This is a genomic window from Miniimonas arenae (assembly GCF_006351005.1).
Lineage (GTDB): Bacteria > Actinomycetota > Actinomycetes > Actinomycetales > Beutenbergiaceae > Miniimonas > Miniimonas arenae.
On sequence record NZ_VENP01000060.1, the window covers coordinates 1 to 16403 of the forward strand.

Consider the following 16403-nt stretch of genomic DNA (forward strand, 5'->3'; position numbering starts at 1 on the left):
CGACGGGGGTGCGATGTGGCCAAGCGGCCCGTTCAGCAGCGACCCGAGAACGCGGGCGCCGACTCGGCGAGGACTGCAGTCGCGAAGGCGGGCGCAAGCCGCGCGAGGGCGAGGGCGAGGGCGAGGGCGAGGCAGAGAGGGCGAGCGAAGACCACGACAGCGCGTGCGCGGGCGCGCCCCGCGACTCAGGTCAGTGACGTCCCGCGCGACGGGTCCCACGTGAGGTCGGCGACCGACTCCTGCGTGCCGAGCCGCGAGCGGCTCGCGGGCAGCTGCTGCCAGCGGCGCAGCGCCCCCACGAGCCCCTCGGGCGTGACGCCCGCGCGGCGCAGCGGCACGTCGATCCAGGGCGTGGGCGCGGGGCGCCAGAGCACGCGTCGGCGCGGGGTGCGGACGACGCCGTCGGAGCCGGCGAGCTGAATGCGCACGACCACGCCGTCCCGACCCGCCGCGACCGTGACGCCGGTGACGTCCTCCCACCGGGCGCCGACGTCCTCGTCGGGCAGGCGAGCCGCGACGCCGTCGGGCGTGAGCACGAGGCGGGTGGCGCGGGTCGCGCGCAGGAGGATGTCGGGGAGCACCGACCCGAGGGTGAGCAGTCCGATCACGGCGAGCCAGCGCAGCAGGCCCGCGCGGCCGCCGAACGACGGGGCCCACGCCAGCAGCGCGAGCAGCGCCACGATCGCGACCAGCGCGAGCACGAGCGTCACGTCGCCGGCGCGCGAGAACGGCACCACGGTGCGCCCCGGTTCGAGGCGGATCCGTCGCCCGTCGACCGGAGGCCGGCTCACCCGCGTCACCACGAGGTTCACCGCAAGCAGCGCCACCACGAGCGCCGCCGCACCCGCCTCGGGCGATCGCAGCACCACGGCTCCAACCCCGAGCAGCACCGCCACGAGCCCGTTCACGACGGCGAGCAGCACGTCGAGCGGTCGGGTGCGGCGCCACGCGTCGGCTCCCTGGGCGGGTGGGCCGTACGGACTAGAAGAGGCCACCGAAGAAGTCCCCGATCGCATCGCCCGTCTCCATGAGGTCGTTCCAGCCGTTCTCGATCGCGCCGCCCACGCCGTCGCCCTCGAAGAGGCCGTCGATCACCCCCGAGGAGACGATGCCGACCACGCCGCCGACGACCGTGCCGACCACCGCCCCGGCCACGGTGCCGACGATCGGCACCGGGATCGCCGTGCCGATCAGCGCGCCGGTCGCGGCGCCCGCGGCGAGCGAGGCGCCGAGTCCGACGCCGTTCGAGGTGACCGCCTGCGCCACCGACTCCCCGTCCTGGATGTCGGCGTAGATGCTGTACCCCGTGGTCGCGACGGCGAGCGCGCCCCCCGCGATGCGAACGCCCCGCGGAGAGACGGTCCGGGACGGGGCGAGCTCGTCGGCCTCCCGGAGCGCGGCGGCGTGCCGGTCCATGAGGTCGTAGTAGTGGCTGGCGTCCGTCAGGATCCGGCCACGGTCGTTGAGAGCCGCGAGGTGCCTCGCGAGCTCGTCCGCCTGGGAGAGCGCCGTCGCGGACTGCATGCTGCGGTTCCACGCCACGACGGCGACGGCACCGAGCTCACCCACGAGCGCGAGCGTGTCGCCTGCGGTGGAGGTGAGCGCGGCGGACTGCTCCTCCCAGACGCGCTGCATCTGCTCCACGGCGCGCTGCCAGCGCTCGAGGGCGGCGTCGACGATGTCGACGCACGAGTTCCAGACCTCGACGAGCGCCTCCCACTCCACCACGAGTGCCGTGAGCTGGGTCTCGCTCGTCGCGGGCCCGGTCCGCCCGCGCAGCCACGCGTCGATCTCGGCGGGCGGGGTGATCGTCGTGCCCGAGACGCTGAGTCCGCCGGCCTGAGCGGTCTCGCGCGCGTGCGCGAGGTCGTCGAGGGTGAGACGCAGGGAGTCGCCGAGGGTCGTCACGGCGGCGGCGACGGTCCCGGCGATCCCGGTGACCTCCGCCGTCGACTCCGTGAGGGACAGCGCGGTGGCGCCGAACTCGTCGGCGGCCGTCCCGCCCCACTGCGCGAGCGCCGTCGAGCGCGCGTCGACGGCGTCGTCGACGTACCCGTCGACGGCGGGAACCACGGTGCCGGACAGCCAGGACGCGACGGCGTGGATGGCGGCGGGGCTGCCGTCGAGCCGCGTGTCCATCGCGGCCGTCACACCGGCCCCCCGGCGAGCCGGCTCGCGAGGCGCTCCGACACGCCGTCGTCCGTCCCGCGGTAGTCCGCGGCGGCGGCGACGAGGTCGCCCGCGCACACGTCACCCGCGTGCGTGACGTCGCCGACGGCGAGCGGGAAGGTCGCGAGGATCGACGCGAGCACGTCGCTCGCGAGTCCGGCGTCGCCGAGCCCCGGGGCCACGACGGCGGTGCGCGCCGCCGTCGAGGCGTGCTGGAGCGCGGTGGCCGCCGCGTCGAGCGCGGTGGGGACGACCTCGACGCTCATCGCGCCGCGCCGATGCGTTCGTGCGCGGGCAGCGGGAGGTCGAGGTACACGACGTCGTAGGGGCGGACCTTGCGCAGCTCGTCGAGCCAGCTGGTCGCCGCGAGGAACCACGGGGCGTCGGGGCCGTTGCAGCCCTGGAAACGGTCGAGCGCCGTGTAGAGCAGGAGCGCGGTGCGGCCGTCCTTCGTGGTCCGGTAGACGACCTCGAGCTGGTCCGGCTCGGTCACGTGCCTCGTGCACGGCACGTAGAAGACGGGTGGGACGTCGAACGGGAGGCCGCCCGCGCGGGCTGCGGGGGCGTCGGACGGCTCGGTCACGGGTCTCCTCGGGGTAGGCGAACGGACCAGCCTAGACGACCGCGCGGATGCGGCCGACGACCTCGTCGCCCCCGCGCACGTCCAGCGGGAGGCGCGGCAGGAACGCGGCGACCGCGTCGGCGTCGAGCGCCCCGGCCTGGGTGAGCAGCGTGAGCGCGACGAGCGTCGCGGGGCGAGCTGCGCCGTCGAGCACCTTGAGGGCGACACACCCCCCGGGTGCAGCGACCACGAGCACGCCCTCGGCGCCGCCCTTGGCCAGCGCCCCGAGGTGCTGGATGACGAGGGTGTTCTCGCGGCCCTCGCCGTCGATCGTCCACGGGAAGCGGTGCACCGCCTCGACCACGCGCGCAGCCGCCGCCTGTGCGGGATCCGCGGCGTCCGGGGCGGTAGCCCACGCCGTCGCGCGGGCGAGCGCCGTCAGCGACACGGCGAACAGGGGCGCGCCGCAGCCGTCGACTCCGGTCGCGGCGATCGGCTCGCCGCCGGCTCGCTCGAGCGTCGCGGCGATCTCGCGCTGCAGCGGGTGCCCGGGATCGGTGTAGTCGTGGGTGGACCAGCCCTGCGCGCGGCACGCGCGCAGCATCGCGGCGTGCTTGCCGGAGCAGTTCATGTGCAGGCGGTCCGGCCCGTGGCCGGCCGCGGCCCACTCCTGCCGCGCGGCCGAGTCGCCCGGCCACGCCTGCGGACAGCGCAGGTCCGACGGCGTGAGGTCGCCCTCGGCGAGCATGCGCGCCACCACCGCGACGTGCGCCGGGGTGCCCGCGTGCGAGGCGGTGGCCAGGCCGGCCGCCTCGTCGTGCAGGTCGGCGCCGAGCGCGAGGCACGTGGCGGCCTGGACCGGCTTGAGGCTCGAGCGCGCGAAGACGGGTGTCGTCACGTCACCGAGCGTGCGCACGGGTACGCCGTCGGGATCGAGCACGACGGCGCTGCCGAGGTGACGCGACTCCACGAAGCCCGAACGCTCGACGAGGGCGAGCTCGACGGCGTCGCGTGCGGTGAACGTCTCGGTGGCGTGCGTGGCGTGCGTGGCGTCGGGGGTCGGACGGCTGCTCACGCCTGGTCACGCTACCGCGAGGGTCTGCGTGTGAGGCAGGTCACGTAGACTCGGCCCCACGCTCCTGCACCGGGGGAGGAGAGGCGATGCCGGCTCACGGGCACGATCCGAGCGCGGTCCGCACTGCGCACGAGGGCTTCGTCGCGTCCGGACGCCTCGACCCGGGCGTGCGTGACGTCGTCGCGGACTCCTGGCGGCGCAGCCGCCGCAGCGGCGTGGACCCTGAGCACGTCTCGCCCACGGTCGACCTGACCGGGTCGGACCTCCTGCGCGTGCGCGCCGAGCACCCGCTCGCCCCCGCGATCCCCGTGGTGCGCGACCTGCTCCTGGGTCCCGACGCGGGCTGGGTCGCGGCGCTCATGGACGCCTCCGGCCGGCTGCTGTGGGTCGAGGGTGACGCGGTGGTGCGGCGTCGGGTCGAGCGCGTGGGATTCGTCGAGGGGGCGATGTGGCGCGAGGACACCGCCGGCACCAACGCCCCGGGCACGGCGCTCGCAACCGACCGGGAGGTCCACGTGCTCGGCGCCGAGCACTGGTCGCGCCCGGTGCAGGGACTGAACTGTGCGGCCGCGCCGGTGCACGACGCCGACGGTCGCGTGCTCGGCGTCCTCGACATCACCGGCGGCTCGCCCGTCTCGTCCGGCATGGCGCGCTCGCTGGTCCGCGCGACGGTCGCGGCGGTCGAGGCGATCGTCGCGCGCACCGACCGGTCGCCCCGCGTCGTGGGCCCCGACGGCACGCGCCCGGGCAGCGGTCCCGCCGAACCGCGGCTGCGCGTGCTGGGCGCACGCGACGGCGAGCTGCGCACGCCCCAGGGGGTCGTCCGGCTCAACCGGCGGCACGCCGAGATCCTGCTCCTGCTGGCCGAGCACCCCGAGGGGTTGAGCTCCGAGGAGCTCGCGATCATGCTCTCCGAGGAGGACCTCTCGGTGGTGACGGTCCGTGCCGAAGTTTCCCGGCTGCGCCGCGTCGCCGGGCCGCTGCTCGCGGAGTCGCGGCCCTACCGGCTCGTGCGCGACCTGCACACGGATGTCGATGCGGTGCGGGCGGCCCTCGCCGTCGGGGACGTGGCCCAGGCGCTCGCGAGCTGTCCCGGCCCGGTGCTCGCGCGCTCGACCGCGCCGGGCGTGGTCGCGGTGCGCGAGGCGCTCGCGGCGGACCTGCGCGCCGCCGTCCTCGCGTCGAACGACCCCGACGTCATCGCACGCTGGACGGCCGCCGACGTGGGTGCGGAGGACTGGTGGGCGTGGCAGCGCCTGGCCGTCGTCGCTCCGAGCGGCAGCCCGCACGCGCTGCGCGCGCGGACCCGGCTCGCGACGCTGGACCGCGCGCTCGCCTGACGCGCGGGACGAACGTCCCTTGCGGCACGTGCAACCCTCGTGCAACGGTCGGCGACCTACGCTCGCAGCGGATCACGGCACCGATGCCGTGATGCGCGGTCGGACCGGACGCCAGGGGCGGCGCCACGGTCGGCCGACGGACGCGGACCGAGAGGTTGACCATGACCGTCTACGCAGCACCGGGCACCGAGGGATCGGTCGCCACCTACCGCGAGCGCTACGACCACTGGATCGGCGGCGAGTTCCGCAAGCCGGTCAACGGGCGCTACTTCGAGAACGTCACCCCCGTCACCGGCAAGGTGTTCACCGAGGTGGCCCGCGGCGACGCCGACGACATCGAGGCGGCTCTCGACGCCGCGCACAAGGCGGCGCCCGCCTGGGGCCGGACCTCCGCCACCGAGCGCGCGATCATCCTCAACAAGATCGCCGACCGGATGGAGGAGAACCTCGAGAAGATCGCCGTCGCGGAGTCGTGGGAGAACGGCAAGCCGGTCCGCGAGACCCTCGCCGCCGACATCCCGCTCGCGATCGACCACTTCCGCTACTTCGCGGGTGCCATCCGGGCCCAGGAGGGCACGATCTCCCAGATCGACGAGAACACCGTCGCCTACCACTTCCACGAGCCGCTGGGCGTGGTCGGCCAGATCATCCCGTGGAACTTCCCCATCCTCATGGCCGTGTGGAAGCTCGCCCCGGCGCTCGCGGCGGGCAACGCCGTGGTGATCAAGCCGGCTGAGCAGACGCCCGCGTCGATCCTCTTCCTCATGGAGATCATCGCCGACCTCCTCCCGCCGGGCGTGGTCAACATCGTCAACGGCTTCGGCGTCGAGGCGGGCAAGCCGTTGGCCTCGAGCTCGCGGATCCGCAAGATCGCCTTCACCGGCGAGACCACCACGGGCCGCCTGATCATGCAGTACGCGGCGCAGAACATCATCCCGGTGACGCTCGAGCTGGGCGGCAAGAGCCCGAACATCTTCTTCGACGACGTCGCCGCGGAGCGGGACGCCTACTACAGCAAAGCGCTCGAGGGCTTCACGATGTTCGCCCTCAACCAGGGCGAGGTGTGCACGTGCCCGTCCCGCGCCCTCATCGCCGACGAGATCTACGACTCCTTCCTCGGCGACGCCATCGAGCGCACCAAGCTCGTGAAGCAGGGCAACCCCCTGGACACCACGACGATGATCGGCGCGCAGGCGAGCAACGACCAGCTCGAGAAGATCCTGTCCTACATCGAGATCGGCAAGGGCGAGGGCGCCGAGGTCCTCCTCGGCGGTCACCGCGCTGAGCTCGACGGCGACCTCGCCGGCGGCTTCTACGTCGCCCCGACGATCTTCGAGGGCAAGAACTCGATGCGCATCTTCCAGGAGGAGATCTTCGGGCCGGTCGTGGCCGTCACCTCGTTCTCCGGGTTCGACGACGCGATCGCGACGGCGAACGACACCCTGTACGGCCTCGGTGCGGGTGTGTGGTCGCGCAACACGATGACGGCCTACCGGGCCGGCCGCGCCATCCAGGCCGGCCGGGTGTGGACGAACAACTACCACGCGTACCCCGCCGCGGCGGCGTTCGGTGGGTACAAGGGGTCCGGCGTCGGCCGGGAGAACCACCTCATGATGCTGGACCACTACCAGCAGACGAAGAACCTGCTCGTCTCCTACTCCCCGGACGAGCTGGGCTTCTTCTGATCGGACGCGCCTCGCCGTCGGGCACCCCGTCCGCCCGACGGCGAGGCGACCGGCCGGTTGCCGGTGGTGCCGCGTGCGGTGCTCCGTCCCGCCCGCGGCTCCACCGGGAGCCGGCCGGTCCCCTGGGCTACCCGAAAGGAGACGACGATGACGTCGCAGGACCTGCCCGAACGGGTGGCCGTCACGCCCGCCGCCGCGACCATGCTCGTGCAGCTGCGCGCGCAGCACGGCCCGCTCATGTTCCACCAGTCGGGGGGCTGCTGCGACGGGTCGTCGCCGATGTGCTACCCCGACGGGGAGTTCCTCACGGGTGACGCCGACGTGCACCTGGGGGACCTCGCCGTCGTGCCCGACGGGGTTGCCGACGGGGTTGCCGACGGGGGCGAGCCGTTCACCGTGCCCGTGTGGATGTCGAAGGCCCAGTACGAGTACTGGAAGCACACGCACCTCACGATCGACGTGGTGAAGGGGCGCGGGGCGGGCTTCTCGCTCGAGACGCCCGAGGGCGTGCGGTTCCTCATCCGCTCGCGCGTGCTGACCGACGAGGAGTACGGGGCGCTCGCGGCCGCCGGCGTCGTGTGAGTCACCCCGTACGGCGCGCTCGCCACCGTTCGCCGAGCCGTCGCAGTCCTGCCAGCCCCCGCCCCGTTCCGCGACGGTGGGGTGTGCCCGCCCGCCGCCCGAGCGCCTCGAGGAGCGGCCGCAGTTCGTCCTCGGCCAGGTTCCGTCGGGTGAGTTGGGCGAACGGGTCCGTCCCGCGCGAGCCGAGCAGCCCCGGTCCCGTGTCCGCGCCCGTGGCGATCAGGCGGCGCAGCACCACCGCGTCGCCGCCGTCGAGGGTCGGGTTGCCGAGCAGCACGTTGACGGGCGTCCGGGCCGCGAGCTGCGTGGTGGGCGTCGCACCGTTGGCGAGCAGCCACAGCGACTTCTCCCGGCGGTCCTGCGGGTCGAGGGTGTCGAGCGCGGCGTCGAGCAGGTAGCGGTGCGGCGAGTCGAACTGCACGATCGCGTCGAGGAGGTCGTGGAGCGTTCCGGTGAGGGCCTGGGTGAGTGGCGCGCTGACGTGCTCGAGCGCGGCCAGGGCCTGGTCCGGTGTGACCTCGACGCCGAACGTCCGCTCGGCGTACCCGGCCTCGCTCAGGGTCCGCGGCGACATCTGCTGCCCGCGGCCGAGCACCCGACGCAGCTGCGGCACACCCGCCTCGGCCGAGTACAGCGCCTCGAGAGGGTCGCGGCCCTCTCGACCGGCCGCGCGAGCCTCGGCGAGCATGTTGTCCGTCGCACGCCAGTGCCCGCCGTCGCGGTAGAACACCGCGCTGAGTGGCGCTCCAGCGATCGAGGACGCCTCGCCGTCGGACGCCTCGCCGTCGGATGCGACCACGAGCGGACGCAGGTCGCTCGGCAGGCCCTCGAGCAGGTCGGCTGCTTCGGTGGGTGAGGCGCCCGGGCGGCGCGACGTGAGGACGGCGCGCCTGTCGTGGGTGAGGTGGAGGGTCCACACGATGTCCTCCGCCCGGATGCGGATCCGGCGGACGGTCGGCTGGATCCGCGATCCCTCCAGCGGCGTGGCCGGTGCGGACGCGGGCCACGCGACCTCGGTGGCGACTCGGTCGAGCGCGAGGTGAGGCGGGACGGCGGGATCGCCGTGCGCGAGGGCGGCGAGGTTCTCGATGACGCGGGCGCGCCACCGCAGCTCCCAGATGGTCATCCGACCGAGCAGCTCCACGACGGCGTCGGCGCGGCAGATCACGAGGGTCACCACGGGCGTCGAGCGGTGCTCCGTCCTCGGGAACCCCGCCAGCGTGACGACGGCGTGACCGTCCACCCACCACAGCCAGCCCTTGGTGAGCCCGATCCCGCGCATGACGGCCGTGAGGGGCGTGTGGTGGTCGAGGCCGAGCTGGTCCGGGTCGTAGACCGTCTCTGTGGGCTCGCCCCACCGCGCCGTCATCGCCCGGCGCAGGTCGGCGTTCCACGCGCTGAGCGCCTCGACGGTCCAGTACTCCCCGCGTGCCAGCACGGTCTGGAGCGTGTCGGGCCCGCCCGCGTCGCGCAGGCGGCGGCCCACGACGACGAAGGGGTCCTCGCCGAGCGTTCCCTGCTCCGGGTCGCGCTCCCACCAGGCGGCGCACGCGCGCTCGATCGCCTCGACCACGGCCTCGTGGTCGTACGGTCGGGGCACGCCGTAGCCGAGGACGGTGTCACCCTCGGGCCTGGGCTGCTCCGGGTAGGGGCACGCGTCGAAGACCTCGAGCACGACGGGTTCGGGCTCGTCCTCGGAGGTGAACGTCGCGGGCGTGAAGACGCCGCCCAGGCGGAAGGGTATGCGTACCGCCTCCTCGAGCCCGAAGTCGTCGAGCGTGAGGTCGTTCTGGAACCCCGCCTGGACGAGCCCCGGACTCGCGCGCCAGACCGACCCGTCGAACCAGAACGCGCCCGAGGCGATCGGGATCGGCCGGCCGTCCAGCAGTCCGAACGCGAGCGCGTGCTCGGCGACGTCGCCCGTCACCGTCTCGCCGCGAGCGTCGACGCACGCGCGCAGGTCCTCCGGCACGCCGTCGAGCAGTCGCTCCAGGCGGATGAGCTGCGACGCGGTCCAGGCGTCGGGGTCGCCTTCGGGGTCGCCGTTCGGGTCGTCGTTCGGGACGTCGGACGCGGGCAGGCCGTCGTCTCCGTCCACGTGCTCGTCGTCGAGGCGACGAAGCAGGGTGAGGAACTCCGACGCCGGGTCGTGGACCAGCAGGAGCTGGCGCCCGTCGTCGGCGAAGATCCAGGTCGACGTGGTGCCCGTCCGCGACCGGAGCGTGCACCGCGTCGCCTCGATGGAGACGTCCCGGACGTGTACCTCGCCCCGGTCGAAGAGGGTGCTCAGGACCCACGCGCGGCGGTGCAGCTCGACCGGCGACTCGCCGTGCATCAGCAGCTCCTGCACGGTCTCGTCCGTCAGGTAGGCCGCCATCCCCGTCATCATGAGCGGGCGCGGCAGCAGCATGGCGATCTGCCGGAGCGTGCTCGTGCCGGGTTCGCCCGTCCACTCGCTGAGCAGCGCGACGAAGACCTCGTGCCGGTCCCAGACCTCGGCCTGCGCGAAGTCCTGCGCGAGGAGCAGGTAGTCGAGGATCCCCTCGGGCTCCTGGGCCGCGCCGACGCGGCGTGGCGTGTGGACGACGGGTGCGCCCCAGCTCGCGCGCATCGCGTGCTGAGCACGGTTCGCCCAGTCGATCATGCGGTGGCCCCATACGGCGACGTCGGTCTCGCCCGCGGCGACCTGCTCTGGGCTGGGGGACACGTCAGCCGTCGGGTCGAACACGCCGATCGGGGCGAGCCACACGCCGGCGGCCGTCTCGAAGGCCACCCCGTCGACCGTGAAGTCCTCGACCTCGGGGAGCAGGTCCCGAGCACGGGCCAGCGCACGATCGAGGAAGGCGGGGATGTCCTCGGGGTGCTCCTGGGACCGGTGGAGCGGGAGGCCGCGGTCGTGCTCCAGCGTGTCGTCGTCGGCGGTGTCGGCGTCCTCGGGCTCGGTGTTCTCGGGCTCGGTGTTCTCGGGCTCGGTGTTCTCGGGCTCGGTGTTCTCGGGCTCGGTGTTCTCGGGCTCGGTGGTCACCGGTCCAACGTAGCCGGGGCCGTCTCACCGGCGTCGTCGGCGGCGAGGCAGGGGTGAGGATCTCGGTGAGGCGGCGGCGCGGCAGGGCCGGAGATGGGTGGGGAGGGGCTGGAGACGCGGTGGGTCAGGACTGGAGACGAGGTGGTCACGCGGTTGGCACGCGGTGGGCAGCCGCCGGCGCTCGCCCCCGCTACCGCTCGCGGGGCTCGCCGCGCTCGAACGCCTCCATGGTGAACCGTCGCGCCAGCGTGGGCAGGGGCGTGTCGACCCGCGGGGCGGGCGGCCCGGAGTCCGACGTGACGGGACAGTGCAGCACGACGGGCCGCCGGGCCTGCGCGGCCTCGAGCAGCGCGGCGCGCAGCGCGTCGGCGCCCTCGACCCGGCGTGCGTCGGTCACCCCGGCCGCCCGGGCCAGAGCGGGGACGTCCACCCGCTGCGACGGCACGGGCTGGGCGCCGGTCGAGGCGTACGCCCCGTCGTCGAGCACGACGTGCACGAGCGGCAGGTCCGGTCGCGACCCCAGCTCGAGCGGGTCCGCAGGGTTCATGAGGAGGCTGCCGTCGCCGTCGAGCACGAGCGTGGTGCGGCCCGTGGTGGCCGCGATGCCGATGCCCACGGGCAGCGCGAGGCCCATCGACCCGACGAGCGGCAGCACGCGGTCCTCGCCGCGCGCGGCGCCCAGGCGCGCGGTGTAGCCCGTGGTGCACACGGCGGGGCCGGGCAGCGTGTCGAGGGCGAGCGCCACGGCGTCGGCCTTGGCGAAGGTGCCCGACGGCGTCGCGTCAGTCCCCGCGAGGGTGCGCGACGGCGTCGCGTCAGTCCCGCTCACGGCCGCCACCCGAGCTGCTCGGGGGCCACGAGCAGCGCGGCCGGCCGGCGCTCCTCGCGCACGACGCGCGCGAGGCGAGCGATCTGCTCGGGCACGTGTTCGGCGTCGAGCATCTCGTGGCGGACGCCGAGCCCGGCGAGGGTCGGCGCCGTGAGGGCGCCCATGCCGGCGTTCTCGGGGGTGTCGTCGACGCCGGTGCCGCGCAGGCTCACCACGAGCAGCATCGGGAGGGCGTACGGCACGACGAGCGAGGCGAGCGCGTTGACGCACAGACCGAAGCCGGAGTTCTGCATGAGCACGGTGGCGGGGCGTCCGGCGAGCGCGTGGCCCGCCGCGATCCCGACGGCGTTGTCCTCCCGGGTGACCACGCGGTAGTCCGCGCGGGGATCGTCCGCGAGTCGCCCGAGGAGCGGCGCGAGGATCCCGCAGGGGGTGGCGAGGAAGGGGCCGAGGTCGTGGTCGACGAGTGCCTCGTGCAGTGCCGTGACCGTCGCTGACGCGCGGGCGGTGGCGTCGTCGTCGGGCTCGGGCACTGGACGAGCCTAGTCGCGGCGGCTCACACGAACGACGAAGCCCCGCTCGGAAGCCTGAGTGGGCGCCGGGCGGGGCGTGCGTGCTGCGGTTCGATCGGGTGGCTCCGACGGGCGTCGATCCCGTGACCTCACGATTTTCAGTCGTGCGCTCTACCAACTGAGCTACAGAGCCCTGAACGATCGGCCGGCTGCCTTCCGGGTGGAAGGCGACCGGCCGAGTGTTCCGCGACCCCGACGGGACTTGAACCCGCGACCTCCGCCGTGACAGGGCGGCGCGCTAACCAACTGCGCTACGGGGCCTCGTGCTGCGCGAGGCAGCGGAGAGACCTTACTACGTGGTTTCCACTCACACGAATCCGTACCCCCAACGGGATTCGAACCCGTGCTACCGCCGTGAAAGGGCGGGGTCCTGGGCCGCTAGACGATGGGGGCCCGCTTGGGCTCCCGAGCCGCGCCCGGCGCTCAAGACCTCGGCGAGCATACGGGACGCGGGCGCGCATCGCGAAATCGCGGACAGTTGGACCGCGTGCTCGCGTACCGTCGCTGTCGTGGCCGTCGAGATGAGCGTCGAGGACTTCGAGGGGTGCGTCGCGGACGGGCTGGACCTCGTCCCGCCAGAGCTCACCGCCCTGATGGACAACGTCGTCGTCCTCGTCGAGGACGCCCCGCCCGACGGCGAGGACGAGGACCTCCTCGGCCTCTACGAGGGCACGCCGCTCACCGAGCGCGGGGAGTGGTGGGGCGCGGGCTCGCTGCCGGACCGGATCACCATCTACCGCCTCCCGACGCTGCAGATCTGCGAGGACGCCGAGGAGGTCGCGCAGGAGGTCGCCGTCACGGTCGTGCACGAGATCGCGCACCACTTCGGCATCGACGACGAGCGCCTGCACGAGCTCGGATGGGGGTGACGGAGCATCGCTCTCGGGTGAGCGCTCGCGCGGTCGCGGCCCTGCGTGCGGGACTGCTCCTCGCCGCGGCGTGCGCCCTCGCCGCCTGCACCCCACCGGGCCCGACGGCGAGCGCACCCGGGTCGTCCGGCTCGCCGTCGCCGTCGGTCGCCGCGCCGGGGTCGGTGTCAGCCTCGCCGCTGGAGTCGCCCGGGCCGGCCGAGTCGGAGGGTTACCCAGTCCCGAGCGACAACCCGACGGCGGTAGCGACCGCAGACCCGCCGCTCGCCGGCGTCGTGGTGGTCGTCGACCCCGGCCACCAGCTCGGCAACCGGCACTTCCCGGCCGAGATCAGCGCGAACGTCGACGCGGGGATGGGTGTGCGCAAGGCGTGCAACACGACCGGCACCGCGACGCCCGACGACGTGCCCGAGGCGACGATCACATGGGGCGTCGCGCAGGCGCTCACCGCCGGACTGGAGTCCGCCGGCGCGCAGGTCGTGCTCACCCGCGACTCCGACGACGACGCCCTGTGGGGTCCCTGCGTCGACGTGCGCGGGTCGCTGGCCAACGACCGGGCCGCCGCGCTCGTCAGCCTGCACGGCGACGGCGCGCCCTCGGGGGAGTACGGCTTCCACCTGCTGGTCCCCGGGCCCGACCAAGCGACGCACGCGGAGTCGGTGCGCCTGGCGGAGGCCCTCCGCGCCCGCCTCGACGCCGCCGGGCTCCCGCGGGCGACCTACGTCGCGGACGCGATCCGCGCGTCGAACGACTACGGCACGCTGAACCTGTCCAGCAAGCCCGCCGTGATTGTGGAGATGGGGAACCTGCGCAACGCCAGCGACGCCGCGACGCTCACCGACCCCGCGGGCCAGCTCGCCGTCGCGCAGGCCGTGGCCGCGGGTGTGCAGGACTTCATCGACGACGCGCGCGGCGGTGCGTCGTCCTAGCCTGCCGCTCTGCGTCGTTCCGCCCGGCCCGGCACCCTGCGGCACGCAGCAGCGCGAGCGTGACGGAGCCGCGCGAGCTCGGGATAGCGCTACATCGACATATGGCGATAGCATCCCCGCATGACGATGAATACGGCGGTGTCCGACGCGACCGCCCCGCCCGACCGCACTCCAGGCTCCAGTCGGCACGGCGCCCCGGACGCCGGGCAGCACCCCCGCCACGACCACGACGCGGTCGCCGCGACGTTCCGCGCCGTCGGTGAGCCGGCTCGCCTGACGATCGTGCACGCCCTGGCCGACGGCGAGGCGCGCGTCACGGACCTCGTCGCCGCGGTCGGGCTGGCGCAGTCCACGACGTCGGCGCACGTCGCCGTCCTGCGGGACGCGGGCCTGCTGCTGTCCCGCACCGCGGGCCGTGCGACTTACTACCGGCTCGCGACACCCGCCCTGCTCTCCCTCGTCGAGCGTGCGGAGGAGCTCCTCGAGGAGGGGCTGCACGCCGTCGTGCACGAGCACGAGGAGGCGTGATGGGACACGACCACGGCACCGGCGCACCTCTGAGGGGGACCGCGGGGGCGCGGCACCGTCGTCGCCTCGTCGCGGCGCTCACGATCACCGTCTCGGTGATGCTCATCGAGCTCGTCGCCGCGTTCGTCTCGGGCTCCCTCGCGCTGCTCGCCGACGCCGGGCACATGCTCTCGGACTCGGCCGGCCTGACGATCGCGCTCGTCGCGACCTGGCTCGCGCAGCGGCCCGCGACGCCGCGCTGGACCTTCGGCTGGCAGCGCGCGGAGATCCTCGCTGCCCTGGTCAACGGCGTGATCCTGACGGTCGTGGGGATCACCGTGCTTGTGGAGGGCGTCCGCCGGCTCGCCGCGCCGGAGGCCGTCGAGGCGCCGGTGATGCTCGCCGTCGGCATCCTCGGCCTGGTGGCGAACCTCGTCGCGCTGCGCCTGCTCGCCGGCGGCCGTGAGGAGAGCCTCAACGTCCGCGGCGCCTACCTCGAGGTCCTCGGGGACCTGTTCGGATCCGCCGCCGTGATCGTGGCGAGCGTGCTCGTCCTGACGACAGGGTGGGAACGGGCTGACGCCGTCGCGTCGCTCGCGATCGGTGTCCTCATCGTGCCTCGCGCGCTGTCCCTGCTGCGCGACGTGGCCCGAGTGCTGCTCGAGGGCGCGCCGGACCAGGTCAGCGTTGCTGACGTGCGCGAACACCTGCTGGGCGTGCCCGGCGTCGTGGCGGTGCACGATCTGCACGCCTGGACGATCACCTCAGGCGTGCCGGTGCTCTCGGCGCACGTCGTGGTCGCGGACGAGGTCGCGACGGCGAGCGGCTACTGCACGGTTCTCGACGCCCTGCAGGAGTGCCTGCACGGGCACTTCGACGTCGAGCACTCCACCCTGCAGATCGAGCCGGCCTCGCACACGCGAGAGCACCCGGAGGTGGGCTCACACGCGTGAGTCCAGTGAGCAGGCGGGGCCGAAGGCCCTCGCGGTGGGGGCGCAAGACCCTCGCGGTGGGGGCGCAAGACCCTCGCGGTGGGGGCGCAAGACCCTCGCGGTGGGTTAGGCGCTGGGCCGTGCGGCCCAGGCGCTCGCGACCATGTCCTGGACCGTGTGGCGCATCGCCCAGCCGATGTCGCGCGCGGCGAGCGTGCCGTCGGCGACGATGCGGTCCGGGTCGCCCGGGCGGCGCGGCCCGATCTCCGGGGTGAAGTCGAGGCCCGTGACCTGCGCGAACGCATCCATGATCTGCTTCACCGACAGTCCGTCGCCCGAGCCGAGGTTGTAGACGCGCTCGAGCTCGCGGCCCGCGGCCAGCGCCTTCGCCGCGGCCACGTGGGCGGCGGCGAGGTCGACGACGTGCACGTAGTCGCGCACGTTGGTGCCGTCGGGCGTGGCGTAGTCGTCGCCGTTGATGCGCGGGGTGCGGCCCTGCGTGAGCGCCTGCACGACGAGCGGGAAGAGGTTGTGCGGGGACGTGTCTGCGAGCCCGGGCAGCGAGCCGACGACGTTGAAGTAGCGCAGCGACGTGTGCCGGATGCCGTGGGCGCGGCCGGCGTCGGCGATGAGCCACTCGCCGATCAGCTTGCTCTCGCCGTACGGGGACTCCGGGTGGGTCTCGGTGGCCTCGGTGACGAGGTCGACCCGCGGGGTGCCGTAGGTCGCAGCCGAGGAGGAGAACACGAGGTCAGTGACGCCCGTGGCGACCATCGCCTCGAGCAGGTGCGCCGTTCCGGTGACGTTCTGCTCGTAGGTGTGCAGTGGCCGCTGCACCGAGACGCCCGCGTACTTGAAGCCCGCGAGGTGCACCACGCCCGTGACGCCGTGCGCCCGGATCGCCTCGGTGAGCGCCGCGGTGTCGAGGATGGAGGCCTCGACGAACGGGACGCCGTCGGGCACGTAGTCCCGGTGGCCGGAGGACAGGTCGTCCACGACGACGACGGCGATCCCCGCCTCCCCGAACGCTCGCACCACGTGCGATCCGATGTAGCCGGCGCCGCCGGTCACGAGCCACGTCATCGCGTCATCCCCTCGTCGGCCCGGCTGGCGGGCCCGCTGTCGGCCGCCGGGTGCGCGGCCTGTGCCATTCTGACACATTCTTACATAGTCCACCAGAAACGAACATGCTGAGGGCGGGGCGCGGACCGTCTGTGTGGGTCCGGCTGCGCCAGTTCGGCGGCGCCGCGCGGGCGGCGGGCCGTGCGAGCCGCCCGGCACGAGGGGAGCGTCACAGAGCGCGCGCGGGACGGACGCGGGGCTCGTG

At 74.0% G+C, this 16403-nt stretch carries 17 protein-coding genes and 3 tRNA genes; 8 read left to right on the forward strand and 12 right to left on the reverse strand.

From position 1 onward, the window contains the following. Positions 1 to 185 precede the first annotated feature (185 nt). From FH969_RS12780 to FH969_RS12800, 5 genes are read right to left on the reverse strand one after another with little or no spacing between them, the layout of a single operon-like run. The gene (locus FH969_RS12780; protein WP_139987488.1) at positions 186 to 995 is read right to left on the reverse strand and encodes a hypothetical protein; all 810 of its coding nucleotides are present in this window, start codon (positions 993 to 995) and stop codon (positions 186 to 188) included. After that, positions 982 to 2139 carry a hypothetical protein gene (locus FH969_RS15330; RefSeq protein WP_180359796.1) on the reverse strand — a complete coding sequence of 386 codons (1158 nt, stop codon included), beginning with the start codon at positions 2137 to 2139 and terminating at the stop codon, positions 982 to 984. Before FH969_RS15330 ends, FH969_RS12780 begins: the two co-directional genes overlap by 14 nt. Positions 2140 to 2147: 8 nt before the next feature. Then, positions 2148 to 2435, reverse strand: a complete 288-nt coding sequence (locus FH969_RS12790) for a hypothetical protein (RefSeq protein WP_139987489.1) — start codon at positions 2433 to 2435, stop codon at positions 2148 to 2150. After that, positions 2432 to 2752 carry an SAV_915 family protein gene (locus FH969_RS12795; RefSeq protein WP_199916545.1) on the reverse strand — a complete coding sequence of 107 codons (321 nt, stop codon included), beginning with the start codon at positions 2750 to 2752 and terminating at the stop codon, positions 2432 to 2434. Before FH969_RS12795 ends, FH969_RS12790 begins: the two co-directional genes overlap by 4 nt. Positions 2753 to 2783: 31 nt before the next feature. After that, complete coding sequence (locus FH969_RS12800) at positions 2784 to 3806, reverse strand: asparaginase (protein ID WP_108718310.1); 1023 nt, start codon at positions 3804 to 3806, stop codon at positions 2784 to 2786. An 86-nt stretch (positions 3807 to 3892) separates the two neighbouring features. On the opposite strand from FH969_RS12800, the gene FH969_RS12805 reads away from it, so the two are divergent. The 3 genes from FH969_RS12805 (at position 3893) to FH969_RS12815 (ending at position 7413) form a co-directional block, all read left to right on the forward strand. After that, positions 3893 to 5146: a helix-turn-helix domain-containing protein gene (locus FH969_RS12805; RefSeq protein WP_108718309.1), complete on the forward strand. Its 1254-nt coding sequence runs from the start codon at positions 3893 to 3895 to the stop codon at positions 5144 to 5146. A 161-nt stretch (positions 5147 to 5307) separates the two neighbouring features. Continuing rightward, the gene (exaC, locus tag FH969_RS12810; protein ID WP_108718308.1) at positions 5308 to 6831 is read left to right on the forward strand and encodes an acetaldehyde dehydrogenase ExaC; all 1524 of its coding nucleotides are present in this window, start codon (positions 5308 to 5310) and stop codon (positions 6829 to 6831) included. 147 nt (positions 6832 to 6978) lie between these two features. Then, positions 6979 to 7413, forward strand: coding sequence for a DUF779 domain-containing protein (locus FH969_RS12815; RefSeq protein ID WP_139987490.1), 435 nt, complete (start codon positions 6979 to 6981; stop codon positions 7411 to 7413). A gap of 1 nt (position 7414) precedes the next feature. Here FH969_RS12815 and FH969_RS12820 read toward each other — a convergent pair whose 3' ends face one another. Further along, positions 7415 to 10186: a hypothetical protein gene (locus FH969_RS12820; RefSeq protein ID WP_425462464.1), complete on the reverse strand. Its 2772-nt coding sequence runs from the start codon at positions 10184 to 10186 to the stop codon at positions 7415 to 7417. Between the two features lie 76 nt (positions 10187 to 10262). Here FH969_RS12820 and FH969_RS16170 point away from each other — a divergent pair, with 76 nt between their 5' ends. Beyond that, positions 10263 to 10451 (forward strand): pentapeptide repeat-containing protein, encoded by a 189-nt coding sequence (locus tag FH969_RS16170; RefSeq protein WP_425462465.1) that lies wholly within the window; start codon positions 10263 to 10265, stop codon positions 10449 to 10451. 177 nt (positions 10452 to 10628) lie between these two features. On the opposite strand, the gene FH969_RS12825 is transcribed toward FH969_RS16170, so the two are convergent. From FH969_RS12825 to FH969_RS12845, 5 genes are all read right to left on the reverse strand, one after another. Continuing rightward, positions 10629 to 11267 carry a thiamine pyrophosphate-dependent enzyme gene (locus tag FH969_RS12825; protein ID WP_180359797.1) on the reverse strand — a complete coding sequence of 213 codons (639 nt, stop codon included), beginning with the start codon at positions 11265 to 11267 and terminating at the stop codon, positions 10629 to 10631. After that, on the reverse strand, positions 11264 to 11800 hold the full coding sequence (locus FH969_RS12830) for a thiamine pyrophosphate-binding protein (RefSeq protein ID WP_108718304.1): 537 nt from the start codon (positions 11798 to 11800) through the stop codon (positions 11264 to 11266). Before FH969_RS12830 ends, FH969_RS12825 begins: the two co-directional genes overlap by 4 nt. A 99-nt stretch (positions 11801 to 11899) precedes the next feature. Then, positions 11900 to 11972 (reverse strand) — tRNA-Phe (locus FH969_RS12835). Positions 11973 to 12026: 54 nt separating this feature from the next. Continuing rightward, positions 12027 to 12100: transfer RNA gene (locus FH969_RS12840), tRNA-Asp, on the reverse strand. 59 nt (positions 12101 to 12159) lie between these two features. Beyond that, positions 12160 to 12232, reverse strand: a tRNA-Glu gene (locus FH969_RS12845). A gap of 128 nt (positions 12233 to 12360) precedes the next feature. Between FH969_RS12845 and FH969_RS12850 the strand changes: the two genes are divergently transcribed. From FH969_RS12850 to FH969_RS12865, 4 genes are all read left to right on the forward strand, one after another. Beyond that, positions 12361 to 12708 (forward strand): metallopeptidase family protein, encoded by a 348-nt coding sequence (locus FH969_RS12850; RefSeq protein ID WP_108720034.1) that lies wholly within the window; start codon positions 12361 to 12363, stop codon positions 12706 to 12708. A 17-nt stretch (positions 12709 to 12725) separates the two neighbouring features. After that, entirely contained in the window at positions 12726 to 13637 is a 912-nt protein-coding gene (locus FH969_RS12855) for an N-acetylmuramoyl-L-alanine amidase family protein (protein WP_180359798.1), read from the forward strand. A gap of 120 nt (positions 13638 to 13757) precedes the next feature. After that, positions 13758 to 14165, forward strand: a complete 408-nt coding sequence (locus FH969_RS12860; RefSeq protein WP_108718302.1) for an ArsR/SmtB family transcription factor — start codon at positions 13758 to 13760, stop codon at positions 14163 to 14165. Continuing rightward, positions 14165 to 15097, forward strand: a complete 933-nt coding sequence (locus FH969_RS12865) for a cation diffusion facilitator family transporter (protein ID WP_108718301.1) — start codon at positions 14165 to 14167, stop codon at positions 15095 to 15097. Before FH969_RS12860 ends, FH969_RS12865 begins: the two co-directional genes overlap by 1 nt. 105 nt (positions 15098 to 15202) lie before the next feature. Here FH969_RS12865 and galE read toward each other — a convergent pair whose 3' ends face one another. Then, complete coding sequence (gene galE, locus FH969_RS12870) at positions 15203 to 16159, reverse strand: UDP-glucose 4-epimerase GalE (protein ID WP_139987494.1); 957 nt, start codon at positions 16157 to 16159, stop codon at positions 15203 to 15205. Between the last annotated feature and the right edge of the window lie 244 nt (positions 16160 to 16403).

Bases quoted from the DNA above. Each gene is read 5' to 3' on its own strand.
- FH969_RS12865 (WP_108718301.1), top strand. From the start codon at position 14,165: ATGGGACACGACCACGGCACCGGCGCACCTCTGAGGGGGACCGCGGGG.
- FH969_RS15330 (WP_180359796.1), bottom strand. From the start codon at position 2,139: ATGGACACGCGGCTCGACGGCAGCCCCGCCGCCATCCACGCCGTCGCG.
- FH969_RS16170 (WP_425462465.1), top strand. From the start codon at position 10,263: ATGTCCTCGGGGTGCTCCTGGGACCGGTGGAGCGGGAGGCCGCGGTCG.
- FH969_RS12860 (WP_108718302.1), top strand. From the start codon at position 13,758: ATGACGATGAATACGGCGGTGTCCGACGCGACCGCCCCGCCCGACCGC.
- FH969_RS12790 (WP_139987489.1), bottom strand. From the start codon at position 2,435: ATGAGCGTCGAGGTCGTCCCCACCGCGCTCGACGCGGCGGCCACCGCG.
- exaC (WP_108718308.1), top strand. From the start codon at position 5,308: ATGACCGTCTACGCAGCACCGGGCACCGAGGGATCGGTCGCCACCTAC.
- FH969_RS12805 (WP_108718309.1), top strand. From the start codon at position 3,893: ATGCCGGCTCACGGGCACGATCCGAGCGCGGTCCGCACTGCGCACGAG.
- galE (WP_139987494.1), bottom strand. From the start codon at position 16,159: ATGACGTGGCTCGTGACCGGCGGCGCCGGCTACATCGGATCGCACGTG.
- FH969_RS12850 (WP_108720034.1), top strand. From the start codon at position 12,361: ATGAGCGTCGAGGACTTCGAGGGGTGCGTCGCGGACGGGCTGGACCTC.
- FH969_RS12815 (WP_139987490.1), top strand. From the start codon at position 6,979: ATGACGTCGCAGGACCTGCCCGAACGGGTGGCCGTCACGCCCGCCGCC.